This window comes from Tranquillimonas rosea, from assembly GCF_900111315.1.
Lineage (GTDB): Bacteria > Pseudomonadota > Alphaproteobacteria > Rhodobacterales > Rhodobacteraceae > Tranquillimonas > Tranquillimonas rosea.
Map to the genome: position 1 here is coordinate 1 of NZ_FOGU01000024.1, position 13,685 is coordinate 13,685.

Here is a 13,685-nt window from a genome sequence, read left to right on the forward strand (position 1 = left end):
TCATCCGTCGCGTTCCAGGATCCATTCGACTTCCGGTGCGGGGAGGAAGCGCCATTTTCGCAGGGGTCCGGCCATGACGTTGAGGTAGTACATCTCGAAGCCGTGGGGGGCGCCGCAGGGGTGGTGGCCGCGGGGGACGCAGACCACGTCGCCGTCCTGCACCGCCATCGTCTCGTCGAGGGAGCCGTCGTCGGTATAGACCCGCTGCACGCCGAAGCCCGAGGCCGGGTTCAGGCGGTGGTAATAGGTTTCCTCCAGGTAGGTGACGCGGGGAAAGTCGTCCTCGTCGTGGCGGTGGCTGGGGAACGACGACCAGTGGCCCGCCGGGGTGAACACCTCGGTCACCAGCAGCGCGTCGCAGTAATCCTCGGCCTCCATCGCGATGTTGTTGATGTGGCGGGTGTTGGTGCCGGTGCCCCGCTCGGTCAGCGCGATCCCCTCGGGGCCGATGCGCCGGGCGGCATGGCCGCCGCGGCCGGGGGCCGAGCAGACCGCGACGACGCAGTCGGTCTCGGCCGTGGCCTGCCACGCGCTGCCGTCCGGCAGGTAGAGGCAATGCGGCGGCGTCTTCTCGAACACGTCCATCCGGTCGCCGAGCACGCCCCAGTCCCGGCCCGCGCCGGTGATCGCGGCCTTGCCCTCGACCATCACCAGGACGACCTCGCGGTCGCCGGTCGCGGCGCCGGCGCTCTCGCCCGCCCGGAGCCGGTGCAGCGCGAAGCCGACATAGCGCCAGCCCGCGCTCTCGGGCGTGATCCGGTGGACCTCGCCATGGGTGCCGAAGGGTCTGTGCAGCAGATGGCTCATGTCTCGCCGTCCTTGTCGTGGTCGTCGGGTGTGTCGGTGGTGTCGGGGCCGGGCGTGTAGGTGACGAAGAGCGCCCAGGTCACCCAGGCCGCCAGCGCCAGGAACAACAGCGCCCAGCCGGCATTGCCGGCCGAGAGCTCGACCAGCCCCCAGCCGGCGGTCACCGCCAGCAGCACGATCCGCACCCAGAGCGGGCGGAACCACGGATGGGTGGTGTCGAACATGCGCTCACGCCCCCCCGGCCGCGGCGGCATCGAGCCCGGTCTCGGCCGCCATGCGCCTGAGCACCGCGAGGCCCATGGACTGGTAGCGCACCGGGTCGCGCACCGCGCTGTCCTGTTCGGCCTCGATCACGAGCCAGCCGGAATAGCCGCCCTCGGCCGCCGCGCGCAGCACCGGCTCGAAGGCCACGGCGCCCTCGGGATCGCCCGGCACCGTGAAGGCGCCGCGCCGCACCCCCTCGAGGAAGGACAACCCGCCCGCGCGCACCTCGGCGGCGATGTCGGCGCGGACGTTCTTGGCATGGATGTGGCTCACCCGACCGATGTACTCCCGCGCCAGCGCCGCCGGGTCGGCGCCGCCGAACCAGGCATGCCCGGTGTCGAGCAGCAGCCGGGTATGGGGGCCCGCCATCTCCATGAAGCGGCGGATGTCGGCCTCGCTCTCGACGATGGTGCCCATGTGGTGATGATAGCCCATCGCCATGCCCTCCTCGTGGGCCACCCGGCTCAGTTCCTCGTAGCCGGCCGAGAAGCGGTCCCACTCGGCCCCGGTCATCACCGGGCGGTCGTTCACCGGCACCCCGTCCGAGCCGTGCACCGTGTTCGAGCATTCGCAGGCATTGATGTGGTCGCCCCCCGCCGCCCGGGTGAACGCGATCCATTCGCGCAGGGCCGCGACCTCGTCCGCGATGTCCCGGACGAGCAGGTTGGTCGAGAACCAGCCCGCGGCGAACCGCAGGCCGTGGCGCTCCAGCGCCGCCTTCAGTGCGGCGCCGTCATCGGGCATCTTGTGGCCCTTCTCGATCCCCTCGAAGCCGATCCGCGCGGCGTCCGAGAGGCATGTCTCGAGGCTGATGTGATCGCCGATCGACCAGTCGTCGTCGTTCGACCAGGCGATGGGGTTCGTGCCGTACAGGATCATTCCGGTCCTCCCTGCCGTCCGGCGCGCGTCAATCGTGGACGCGCTGCTGCGCGGCGTTTGCGTCGTAGCGCTCGCGCGCCTCTTCCAGGCGCGCCGGGCCGCCGGTCCGGGGCACCGCGACATCCCACCAGGCGCCGCCGGCGCCGGTGCCGGGACCGGCATCGGTGTCGATCACGATGACCGAGGGGACATCGCGCCCGCGGGCCTCGACGATCCTCGCCTCGAGATCGGCGATCCCCGCCGCCTTCACCGCATGAGCCCCCATCGACGCGGCATGGGCGACGAAGTCGATCCGCGGCCACACGTCGCTGTCCTTGTACAGGTTGTTGAACTCGGCCCCGCCGCAGCCGATCTGCAGCCGGTTGATGCAGCCGTAGCCGGCGTTGTCGGTCAGAACCACGGTGAACGGCACGCGCCGCGCCGCCGCCGTGGCCAGCTCGGAGTTCGCCATCATGTAGCTGCCGTCGCCGACGAAGCAGATCACCTCCTTCTCGGGCGCGGCGAGCTTGATCCCCATCGCCCCGGCGACCTCGTAGCCCATGCAGGAATAGCCGTATTCCATGTGGTAGCCGCCCGGCGCCGCCTGCCACAGGACCTGCAGCGCCCCCGGCATCGTACCGGCCGCGCACATCGCCACGGTGTTCTCCCGCGCGACCCGCTGCACCGCGCCGATCACCTGCGCGTCGGTGGGCAGATTGTCCGGGCCGTCGTTTTCGGGCAGGGCGGTGACGGTCGCGACCGCCGCGTGCCAGTCGGTCCGCGCCTTCGGATCGTGCGCCTCGAACCGCGTGTCATCCAGCAGACCGGTCAGCCGCTCCAGCGCCACCCGCGCGTCGGACACCAGCGGCGTGGCCATGTGCTTGGCCGCGTCGTGGGGATGCAGGTTGATCGACACCAGCCGCCTCTCGGGGTTGCGGAAGGCCGTCCAGCTCGCGGTGGTGAAGTCCTGGAACCGCGTGCCCACCCCGATCACCAGGTCCGCCGCGGCGCAGAGATCGTTGCCGCAGGCCGACCCCGTCACCCCGGGCGAGCCGAAGTTCAGCGGATGCGCCGCCGCCAGCGCGCCCTTGCCCGCCTGGGTCTCGACCACCGGCACGTTCAGCGCCTCGGCGAAGGCCGCCAGCGCGTCCTCGGCGCCGGAATAGAGCACTCCGCCGCCCGACACGATCACCGGCGTCTCGGCGGACCGGATGAGATCCGCCACCTCCGCGACCTCGCGCGGGTCGGGTTCGGGCCGGCGGATGCGCCAGACCCGCGGCTCGAAGAAGTCCGCCGGATAGTCGAACGCCTCGGCCTGCACGTCCTGGCAGAAGGCCAGGCAGACCGGCCCGCAATTCTGCGGATCGGTCATCACCTGCAGCGCCCGCGGCAGGCAGGTCATCAGGTGCTCGGGCCGGCTGATCCGGTCGAAGTAGCGGCTCACCGGCCGGAACGCGTCGTTCGCGCTGACCGTGCCGTCCTCGAAGTCCTCGATCTGCTGCAGCACCGGGTCGGGCCGCCGGTTGGCGAAGACGTCGCCCGCGATCAGCAGCACCGGCAGGCGGTTCACATGCGCCAGCGCGCAGGCCGTCACCATGTTCGTCGCCCCCGGCCCGATCGACGAGGTCACCGCCATCGCCTTGCGCCGCTTCTGCGTCTTGGCATAGGCGATCGCGGCATGGGCCATGGTCTGCTCGTTCTGGCCGCGCCAGGTGGGAAGCGCGTTGCCCATCCCCTGCAGCGCCTCGCCGATCCCGGCCACGTTGCCGTGCCCGAAGATCGCCCAGACGCCCTCGATGAAGCGCTCGCCGTCTTCCGTCATCTGCGCCGCCAGCCAGCGCGTCATCGCCTGCGCCGCGGTCAGCCGGATCGTCGTCATCGCCCGGTCTCCTTCCCTGTCGTCCCTCATGCCGCGTCCCGCTCGGCCGCGGCGCGCGCCGCGTCCCAGATCCCGCAGAGCCGCGCGTAATTGTCCCGCATCCGCGCCACCGCCGCCTCGTCGCCGATCCGGCCCGCGAACCAGTCCCGCGCCGCCGCCCCGAAGATCGTCCGCCCCACGGCAAAGCCCTTCACCAGCGGGAACCGCGCCGCGCGGGCAAAGCGCGCCGCCAGTGCCTCTTCCGCCGCGTCGAGCCCCAGCACCACGATCCCGCGCGTGTGCCGGTCGTGCCGCTCGATCGCCGCCACCGCCGCCGCCCAGGCGGCATCGCTGTCGAACGGCTCGAGCTTCCACCAGTCGGGATGCACACCCCAGCCATAGACCCGCTCGATGATCCGCGCCGTGGTCTCCGTGTCGACCGGGCCCACCGTCGAGGGGATCACCTCGAGCAGGAATTCCAGACCGTTGCGGCGCGCGGCGTGGAACAGCCGCGTCACCGTCGCCTCCTGGTCCGCCCACATCCCGGCATCGTCGTCGGGATGGCAGAAGCACAGGCACTTCACCACCTGGTCGCGCGGCCAGTTCCGCAGCCCGCCCAGGTCCGGCCCCGTCTCGGGCTCGAGCCGCAGCGGCCGCGACCCCGGCCATTCCACCGGCCGCCCGGTCCACAGGCCGGTGCCCGCGGCGCGGAACAGCGCCTCCTGCCCCAGCCGCCCGTCGCACAGGATGCCGTGGCCGCCCTGCCCCCGCGCGACCGCCTGCGCCGCCTCCAGGCACAGCTCCTTGAACCGCCCGATCCGCGCAGGATCCGCGCCCTCCATCTCTTCGAGCTGCGCCCGGTGGTCGAAGGCGAAGACCCGCATCGTCGACCAGTCGCCGTGCCGGTTGGTCGCCCAGTGGACCTGCTCCAGTTCGGCGTCGTTGCGCAGGTCGGGGCGCACGATGCCGCGGTCGAAGAAGAATTGCAGCTCTTCCCAGCTGGGATAGGCCGGCGTGCAGCCATGCCGGCTGACCGCCAGCGCGCCGCAGGCATTGGCGTATTTGAGCGTCACCGGCCAGGCCTCCCCGTCGAGCCAGCCCTTCAGCAGACCCGACATGAACCCGTCGCCCGCGCCGAGCACGTTGAACACCTCGATCGCGAAGCCCGGCCCCGACTGCCCCTCGTCGAGGCTCTCGGGGATCGCGCCCTCGAACGCCACCGCCCCCATCGGCCCCCGCTTGCAGACCAGCGTCGCCGCCGACACCGCACGCACCGCCCGCAGCGCCTCCAGCGTGTCGGTCGAGCCGCCGGCAATGTGGAACTCCTCCTCGGTGCCCACGATCAGGTCGAAATGGGGCAGCACCTCCTGCAGCGCCCGCGTCACCTCGGCGGATTCCACGAACCGGCTCTCGCCCTCCCCGTGGCCCGCCACGCCCCACAGGTTCGGGCGGTAGTCGATGTCGAGCGCGGTCCGCCCGCCCTGCGCCTTCGCCAGCTCCAGCGCCTTGAGCACCGCCGCGCGGGGCGTCGGGTGGCTCAGATGCGTCCCCGTCGCCACCACCGCCCGCGCCGCGCCGACAAAGGCCGGGTCGATGTCGTCGGCGCACAGCGCCATGTCCGCGCAGTTCTCGCGGTAGAAGATCAGCGGGAACCGCTCGCGGTCGCGGATGCCCAGGATCACCAGCGCCGTCAGACGCTCGGGGTCGGTCCGCACCCCCTCCACCGACACCCCGTGACGCTCCAGCTCCTCGCGGAGAAACCCACCCATGTGCTCGTCGCCAACCCGGCTGATCAGACCCGACCGCAGCCCGAGCCGCGCCGTCCCGCACGCCATGTTCGTCGGGGACCCGCCAATATACTTGTCGAACGACCCCATGTCCTCAAGACGACCCCCAACCTGGCTGCCGTAAAGATCAACCCCAGAACGGCCAATCGTGATAACGTCAAGGCTCTTGTCCATCTCGTGCTCCTTCGTCAGACGTTTCGCCGGCGCCGGTCACGGCGCGGGAGGAGGGCGCCGTGACCGGGCGGGTCACGCCGCCTAGCGGGCCGAAGCGGATCGCTCCGTCCGGCTGGCGACGAATTCCATGCTTTCGCGGAGCGCCGCCTCGGGGTCGGCCAGCGCGTGAACCTCTTCGGCGAAGGGCTCGAACGAGATCGGGCCGCGGTATCCGCCATCGAGAAGGGCCCGCAGCTGCGGGATGTTCTCGAGCCGGTCGCCATCGTCGACAAGCCCGCGATGGGCGTCCAGCATGTCCTCGACCGCGACCTCGGGGTCGGTCACGCCGGAGATATGCACGAGGCCCGTCCAATCGGGATAGAGTTCGCCCTCTCCGGCCAGGTGATGGTGGAACGTGTCGTGCATGATCCGGTAGACATCCGTGCTCCCGGCGGCCCGGATCGCGTCGATGGCCGCGCCCTTGGTCCGCAGCGACGAGATCGGAAAGCCCAGCGGCTCGACGAGGCCTGTCAGCCCGCGGTCGCGCAGGATCGGCGCCATGGCCCTTAGCGCGGCCACCAGCTCGGCCCGCGCCACCGGTGTCCCGTCATTGAGCGGGCACATGACCAGCGCCTTAGCACCGCAGTCCCGGGCATAGTCGGCCATCTTCACCGCCCGCTCGGGCAGATCGCCCGACCAGACGTTGAACGGGTAGAGCGCGTTGATCGAAAGGATCTCGACCCCTGCCGCCCCGGCGGCGGCCCTGACCTCTTCGGGCGCGACGGAGTTCATCACGTCCGGCGTGTCGTTGCGGATTTCGACCCTGTTCGCGCCCAACCTGCGGACCATCGCGAAGAAGGCCTGCAGCGGAAGGCTCGGGGCGGAGATGTGATTGATCGCAAAGTCCATTGGTCGGATCCTCAATCGTAGAGTGCCGGACGATCCGGCAGGGCGATGTCGACAATGGCCCCGGTCTCCTGCGCAGTGACGCAGGCGTCGGACGAGATCGCGGCAACGTAGCCGTCCCAGGCGGACGGCCCACCGACATGGCCCGAGGGCACGCGATCGGCGAAGTCCTGCAGTTCGGCGTCGAAAGCCGCCATGAAGCGGGATTTCCAGTCGGTCAGGATCGGCTGCGACAGGCGTGCCTCTCTGCGGGTGGCAACGGCCATCGGCTCGGGCAGGTCTGCGACCCCCTCCTCGCCGACGACCTGGCACTGAATGTCGTAGCCGTAGCGGCAGTTCACGAAGATCTCGCAGTCGATGCGGACACCTTTGGATGTCTCGAGCAGCACGATCTGTGGGTCTGCCACCTTGTCGTGGGCGTGACGGGTCTTGCGAGGGAAGATCACCTGCGCCGAGACGAAATCATCGTCGAGCAGCCAACGGAACGTGTCGATCTCGTGGATGAAGGTGTCGTGGATCGCCATGGGCGTCACGTAGTGTTCGGGCACGGCGGCATTGCGATGGCACGCATGGATCATCAGCGGGGTGCCGAGATCGGACTCCATCGTCGCCTTCAGCATGTTGTAGCCTTGGTCGAAGCGGCGCATGAAGCCGACCTGCACCAGCCGTCGGCCCGCCGCGCTTTCGGCATCGACGATGCGCTTGGCGCCCTCGGCGGTGGTGGCGAGCGGCTTTTCGCAGAAGACCGGCTTGCCCGCCTCTATCGCGCCCAGCACATAGCTTTCGTGGGTCGAGCCGGTGGAGCAGACGAGAACGGCATCGACCTCGTCAGCGGCGATCAGGGCCTCTCCGGTCTCATGGATTTTCGCGCCGGGGGCGTGCGCGGCCTGCAGCTTGGCGGCGTTCTCCGGAAGGTAGTCATAGAGAGCGACGACTTCGGCCCCGGTGAGGACCTCCTGAATGCGACGAGTGTGATCGGTTCCGATCATGCCCGTACCGATGACACCGAGTTTGACGGTCATTGGGTCTGCCTCACTTGAAATACGTGTCGACGAGGCGCTGCATCTCGCTGCGCATGAACTTGCCGGATTGGTCGGCCTTCTCCTCCCACGCGAAGACGCAGGCGGTCATGATGCCGTCGAAGCCGATCTCGGCGAGGGTCCGGTAGAAATCGTCCCAGGGCACTTCGCCCTCGCCGATGTTCAGATGCTGGTGCACGCGCGCGGACGAGCCCGGCGGGTTGATGATGTAGCGCAGCCCGGAACTGGCCTTGTGGTTGAACGTGTCGGCGATGTGGACATGGGCGAGCACGTCGGCGCACTCGCGCAGCATGGCGACCGTGTCGTCGCCGAAATAGTAGGTATGCGGCGTACAGTAGAGGAACCGCACGTTCTTCGAGTTGACCGTGCGGATCAGGTCGACCGAGGGTTGCAGCGTCTCGACCCAGTCCTCGGGGTGGGGTTCGATGTTGAGCTGGATCCCCTCCTTTTCGAAGAGCGGAACAAGCTCTTCCATCGACCGCCACCAGGCATCCTCGCAGCTCTCGATCACGGATTCGCCGTGGCAGGAATAGCAGCCGCCCTTGTCGGGATGCGGGCCGCGGCCGAACTCCGAGTTCATCGTGTCGACGCCCATCTCGACGGCGATCTCGATGGCGCGCTTCCAGTGCCGCACGGCCGCCCTGCGCTCGTCCTCATCGTTCGAGGCCCAGCGGTACATCGGCAGGAGCGAGGCGATCTCGACATTGGCGTCCGACAGCGCCTTGCGGAAGGTCTTGACCCGGTCGGGAAAGACGCGGGGCGCCTTGAACCATTCCAGGAAATCGCCGCGCGGGCTGAGTTCGATCCAGTCGTAGCCAAGCTCGGCGACCTTCGAGGGCAGCGCCTCGAGACTGAGATGGCGGTGCATGAACGGGTCGAGCGCGATCTTCATGGCGTTCTGTCCTTTCGTCGGGCCGCAGACATCCGTTCCGCGGCAGCGGGTCCTTGATCGTGTCGGGAAGGATGACCCGCTTCGGGGCCATCCGGTGCTGGGTGCGGGTGCCTTGCCGGCCGCCGTCAGGCCGCCGCGACGTCCTCGTACTCGGCTTGCGTCTTGGCCCCGGTGATGTAGGCCACGACGTCCTGACCGTCGGTCTCGTCCTTGCGGAGATTGGCCACGATGCGACCACGCCGGAAGACGACGATGCGGTCGCACAGGTCCATCACCTGCCGCATGTTGTGGCTGATCAGGATCACGGGCTCACCCTGCCCCTTGAGCGTCCGGACGATGTTCTCGACCTGCGCCGTCTCCTGCACGCCGAGGGCGGCCGTGGGCTCGTCCATGATGATCAGCTTGGACTTGAACGTCGCGGTGCGCGCAATGGCAACGCACTGCCGTTGTCCCCCGGACATGTTCTGGATCGTGTTCGAGATGTTGGGGATCTTCACGCCGGTCTTCTCGAGACCCTCGATCGTCGCCTTGCGCATCGCCTTGTAGTCGAGGATCGAGAACGGCCCGAGCCGGAACTTCACGAGCTCACGTCCCAGGAACAGGTTGTCGGGCACGTTCAGGTGATCGGCCAGGGCCAGGGTCTGAAAGACCGTCTCGATCCCGGCCTCCCGCGCTTCGAGGGGATCGGCGAACTCGACATGGCCGCCGTTGAACCAGATCCGCCCCGAGGTGCGTTGTTCGACCGCGGTAATCTGGCGAACGAAGGTGGACTTGCCGGCCCCGTTGTCGCCCATGATCGCGACGCACTCGCCGCGCCGGATTTCGAAGTTCGCACCTTCCAGCGCATGCACGCCGCCGTAGTGCTTGGTCAGGCCTTCGGTCTTGAGAACGATGTCGGACATGGTTTCCTCCCTCACGACTTCATCGCCGCGCGGCGCTGGCGCCACTGGTCGAGAACAACGGCACCCACGATGATCGCGCCCTTGACCATCTCCTGGTAGTAGGCGTCGAGCTTCAGGAACGTGAAGCCGGAGATGATGACGCCGAAGATGAGCGCGCCCAGCACGGTGCCCAGGATCGAGCCGCGCCCCCCGGTCAGGGACACGCCGCCGATTACCGCCATCGCGATGGCGTCGAGCTCGTACATCATTCCCATGCCGGCTTGCGCCGTCAGGTTCTTGGAACTCAGGACGATCGCGGCCAGACCGGCGAGAAGCCCCGCGATGGTGTAAACGAGCACCTTGTGGCGATCGACCTTGATGCCCGACATCCGCGCGGCCGCCTCGGACGACCCGATCGCGTAGGTGTGCTTGCCATAGACGGTGTACTTGAGCGCGAGACCGAACAGGATCGCGACCGCGGCGAAGATGAACACGGGCGTCATCCCCGACCCGATGGCGGCGTAGCTGTCCGTGGGAAAGGACACCGGCTGCCCCTTGGTCCACCACTTCGCGACCCCGCGCGCCGTCACCATCATGCCGAGCGTCGCGATGAAGGGCGGGATCTTGGTGTAGGCGATCAGCAGCCCGTTGATGGCGCCCGCGACAAGGCCGCATCCCAGCCCGACGATCAGCGGCACGATGATCGGCAGATCGACCCATCCCAGCTCGAAGAACACCGCGCGATCGTTCGGATTGCCGTAGATCTGCCCGGCCTGGGCAAAGCTCATCGCGATCATCGCCGTGGCCGCGACCACCGACCCCGAACTCAGGTCGATGCCGCCGGTGATGATCACCTGCGTCACGCCGATGGCGATGATCCCGATGATCGCGACCTGCAGGATGATGATCTTGATCCGCGCGACGTTGAAGATGCCGTCGATGTTCTCGCGGGTGTTGAACAGGAAGCTGTCGTTCATGAACAGCCATCCCAGCGCCTCGAAGACCACGATGATCAGCACAAGCGCAATGCCGACGCCCAGTTCGGGCGGCAGGTCTCGCTTCTTCGAGTCGAAGCTCAGCCCACCGATGCCGTGTGCCGTATCTGCCATTTGTATCTCCTCCCTGAACCGACTGCCCGCCGGATGGGCGGGACGGCACGACATGCGTCACACCGTCCCGTTCTCGGGGCCATGCGGCGATCAGTTCTCGGTTGCGAACTGGTCCATGTTCTCCGGGGTCACGAGCTGGAACGGCACCCAGACCTTCTGCTCGACCTCTTCACCATTGGCGAGCTTGAGCGCCGCCTCGAGCGCGCCGCTTCCCTGGCCGGCCGCGTCCTGGAACACGGTCACGTCCAAATCGCCCGCCGACATCGCCTGAAGGGCGTCCTGCGTGGCGTCGATGCCGCCCACGACAACCTCGTCCATGTCGATGCCCGAGGCCTTCATCGCCTGGATCGCCCCGAGCGCCATCTCGTCGTTGTTCGAGATCAGGCCGTCGAACGGCTCGCCGGTGGAGATCCAGTTGGTCATCAGGTTCTGCGCTTCGTCGCGCATCCAGTTGGCGGTCTGCTCGTCGAGGAACTGAAGTTCGACCGCGCACTCGCCGTTCTCGACCACGTCGTGGATGTCCTGGGTGCGCTGGACCGCAGCCTGGTTCGAAAGCTCGCCCATCATCACGTAGACGCGTGCCGGGTCGGTGCCCTGCTCGGCGAAGATGTCGCAGATCTCCTTGGTCTGAAGCGTGCCGGATTCGCGCTCGTCCGAGGCGACGAAGGCCTGGTTCTCGGGCAGCGCGTCCACGTTGATCGGCATCCGGTTGACGTAGACCAGCGGCACGTTAGCCTGGGCGGCCGCATTCGTCATCGCCTCGGTCGCCGAGGTGTCCACCGGGTTCACGATGATCGCGTCGACACCGGAGGCGACGAAGTTATTGATCTGGTCGAGCTGCTTGGCGACGTCGTTCTGCGCGTCCTCGACCTGGATATCGACATTCTCCATGTCGTCCGCCTGATCGATCATGCCGTTGCGCAGGACCGTCAGGAAGTTGTCGTCGAACAGCGCCATCGAGACGCCCACGGTCTCGGCCGACGCACCGCCGGCCATGCTCGCGACCATCGCCGTCGAGATAAGAAACTTCTTCATAATTCATCCTCCTCCGTGTGCCCGGGAGCGGGCGCGCTGGCGCTTGTCGAAGGGCCCGACACCGCTGCGGCAGAGCCGGCCCCTGGCCGTCTGCACCCGTCGCAGGCCCGCCTCGATTGTGCGCGGCAGGGTCTCCTCAGCCCTGCTCCATGGAAGATGCTCTCATGCGCCACCTTCAGTCAACGCAAACAGAGAGGCCAAAGGCGTCATTCTTGATGTAAAGATGACGTCAAATGATGTAATCTATCACGAAAGGGACTCCGGCGTGTAGATGTCGGGCGCGAAGAAGCGCTGACCCGGCGTTTCGGCCTGTCCGTGGTCCACGGCATTGCCCGCCAACGCCAGAAGCTCGGAGACGAGCTGCCGGATCGGCGTTCCGAAGACGATGGACACCGTGCGACTCTGAAGGCCCCGGTAGGATTCCGGAGTCAGCTCGTTGACCAGCAACGCGCAGCCCGGGGGCGCACCTGCCTGACCAAAGGCCTCGATCGCGCCCTCCATCCCGCCGCCCGCGACATAAAGCCCGGCCAGGTCGGGATGCCGCGCCATCAATTCCAGGGTCGCCTCGTGTGTCAGTTCGCGCGTCTCGAGATTGATCTGCGCCTCCAGCAGCTCGAAGCCCGAGCCGAATTCGCGGAGATAGCTCCGCAGCCCAGCCTCCCGCAGTTCATGCCCGTGGTACCGGTGCGCGCCGACGAAGATGGCGACCTTGCCGGGTTTCGCCGCAATATGCGAGATCAGCCACCCCGCCGTGCGGCCGACCCGCAGATTGTTGAGCCCGAGATAGCTCTCCCGGACGCCTTGAGCGAAATCCGACAGCATCGAAAAGGTCGGGATGCCGGCATCGCGCAGATCCTGGACCGCCGCCGTCACCTCGTGGTGGTCGATCCCTGTGCTCGCGACCGCGTCGACATGCCCCTTCATTCCGCGAAGAAGATCGGCCAGCTCATCGGCCCGCGTCGACTGGGCAAAGCGCACGGAAAGCCGCACGTTCCGGTTCGTCAGGGCTGTAGTCTGCGCCTCGAGTTCCCGCACGAAGCCCTGGTAGAAGCTGTGCCGTTCCTTCTGAAGCACGACCCCGAGACGCACCTCGGGCAGGCTGGAGTTGATGCGGCTCCGGATCACGTTCACGCCGTGATAGCCAATATCCTGCGCGGCCCGCTCCACCTTGCGGACGGTCTCCTCGCGAACCTTCGCGCGGCCGCTCATCACGCGATCGACGGTCGCAACGCTGACGCCGGCCCTCTCGGCCACGTCGGAAATTCTCGGTCGCTTCATGGCGGCGGCCCTAGATGATGCATGAACCTAGTACGACTATCATTCACTGATATTTTTTTATCAAGCCAATGATACCTCTTCAGAGCGCATGACCCCGCCCAGCAGAAAACGCAGTGGCGCGGGGGATTTGGACCGTCGCGCATCGCTCCCCCAATCGAAACGGACGAGGCCGGTGCCCGTTGGACGGCGCAATCCACGGGGATCAGGATTTTGGCAAGAGCCACGAGACGGATCACAGCTGACCGCGAGGGTCTGCTGCACGATCTCAACTCGCTATGGGAAATGATGTTGGCGTCGGCCCCGGCCTAGGGACACTCGAGCGCTCTGAAGCAGATATGCGGCCGCCGTGTAGCACGGCGGCCGGGACCGATCGTGGCGAAACGGACACCCCTCACCATCAGAAGATGTCGGGCTCTCCGGCGGTCTCGCCGTGGGCGGACATCAGGTAGTCGAAGTCGCAGCCCTGGTCGGCCTGGCTGACATGGCGCTGGAACATCCAGCCGTAGCCGCGCTGGAAGCGGGGTTCGGGCGGGGTCCAGGCGGCGCGGCGGCGCTCCAGCTCGGCCTCGTCGACCAGCATGTCGAGCGAGCGGTTGGCCAGGTCCAGCCGCACGATGTCCCCCGTCTGCAGCAGCGCCAGCGGCCCGCCGACGAAGCTCTCCGGCGCGACATGCAGCACGCAGGCGCCGTAGGAGGTGCCCGACATCCGCGCGTCCGAGATCCGCAGCATGTCGCGGTAGCCCTGCTTCACCAGCGCCGTCGGAAGCGGCAGCATGCCCCATTCGGGAAAGCCCGGCCCGCCCTGCGGCCCGGCATT

At 67.8% G+C, this 13,685-nt stretch carries 12 protein-coding genes and 1 pseudogene; all 13 read right to left on the bottom strand.

What is annotated here, in order from left to right:
* Positions 1-807, bottom strand: coding sequence for a 5-deoxy-glucuronate isomerase (iolB, locus tag BMZ25_RS20190; protein WP_092688240.1), 807 nt, complete (start codon positions 805-807; stop codon positions 1-3).
* On the bottom strand, positions 804-1,031 hold the full coding sequence (locus BMZ25_RS20195; RefSeq protein ID WP_092689424.1) for a hypothetical protein: 228 nt from the start codon (positions 1,029-1,031) through the stop codon (positions 804-806). Before BMZ25_RS20195 ends, iolB begins: the two co-directional genes overlap by 4 nt.
* A gap of 4 nt (positions 1,032-1,035) precedes the next feature.
* Positions 1,036-1,950, bottom strand: coding sequence for a myo-inosose-2 dehydratase (gene iolE / locus BMZ25_RS20200; protein WP_092688238.1), 915 nt, complete (start codon positions 1,948-1,950; stop codon positions 1,036-1,038).
* A gap of 28 nt (positions 1,951-1,978) precedes the next feature.
* Positions 1,979-3,808, bottom strand: coding sequence for a 3D-(3,5/4)-trihydroxycyclohexane-1,2-dione acylhydrolase (decyclizing) (gene iolD / locus BMZ25_RS20205; protein WP_092688235.1), 1,830 nt, complete (start codon positions 3,806-3,808; stop codon positions 1,979-1,981).
* A 26-nt stretch (positions 3,809-3,834) separates the two neighbouring features.
* Positions 3,835-5,748: a bifunctional 5-dehydro-2-deoxygluconokinase/5-dehydro-2-deoxyphosphogluconate aldolase gene (locus BMZ25_RS20210; protein ID WP_092696442.1), complete on the bottom strand. Its 1,914-nt coding sequence runs from the start codon at positions 5,746-5,748 to the stop codon at positions 3,835-3,837.
* Between the two features lie 81 nt (positions 5,749-5,829).
* Complete coding sequence (locus BMZ25_RS20215) at positions 5,830-6,636, bottom strand: TIM barrel protein (RefSeq protein WP_092696443.1); 807 nt, start codon at positions 6,634-6,636, stop codon at positions 5,830-5,832.
* Positions 6,637-6,647: 11 nt separating this feature from the next.
* Positions 6,648-7,655: a Gfo/Idh/MocA family protein gene (locus BMZ25_RS20220; RefSeq protein WP_092696444.1), complete on the bottom strand. Its 1,008-nt coding sequence runs from the start codon at positions 7,653-7,655 to the stop codon at positions 6,648-6,650.
* Between the two features lie 10 nt (positions 7,656-7,665).
* Positions 7,666-8,565, bottom strand: coding sequence for a sugar phosphate isomerase/epimerase family protein (locus tag BMZ25_RS20225; RefSeq protein WP_092696445.1), 900 nt, complete (start codon positions 8,563-8,565; stop codon positions 7,666-7,668).
* Between the two features lie 125 nt (positions 8,566-8,690).
* The gene (locus BMZ25_RS20230) at positions 8,691-9,467 is read right to left on the bottom strand and encodes an ATP-binding cassette domain-containing protein (RefSeq protein WP_092696446.1); all 777 of its coding nucleotides are present in this window, start codon (positions 9,465-9,467) and stop codon (positions 8,691-8,693) included.
* A gap of 11 nt (positions 9,468-9,478) precedes the next feature.
* Complete coding sequence (locus BMZ25_RS20235) at positions 9,479-10,555, bottom strand: ABC transporter permease (protein WP_092696447.1); 1,077 nt, start codon at positions 10,553-10,555, stop codon at positions 9,479-9,481.
* A 90-nt stretch (positions 10,556-10,645) separates the two neighbouring features.
* Positions 10,646-11,590: a sugar ABC transporter substrate-binding protein gene (locus BMZ25_RS20240; RefSeq protein WP_092696448.1), complete on the bottom strand. Its 945-nt coding sequence runs from the start codon at positions 11,588-11,590 to the stop codon at positions 10,646-10,648.
* A 246-nt stretch (positions 11,591-11,836) separates the two neighbouring features.
* On the bottom strand, positions 11,837-12,868 hold the full coding sequence (locus BMZ25_RS20245; RefSeq protein ID WP_092696449.1) for a LacI family DNA-binding transcriptional regulator: 1,032 nt from the start codon (positions 12,866-12,868) through the stop codon (positions 11,837-11,839).
* A gap of 397 nt (positions 12,869-13,265) precedes the next feature.
* A pseudogene (locus BMZ25_RS20250) lies at positions 13,266-13,685 on the bottom strand (dihydroxy-acid dehydratase); the annotation flags it as partial.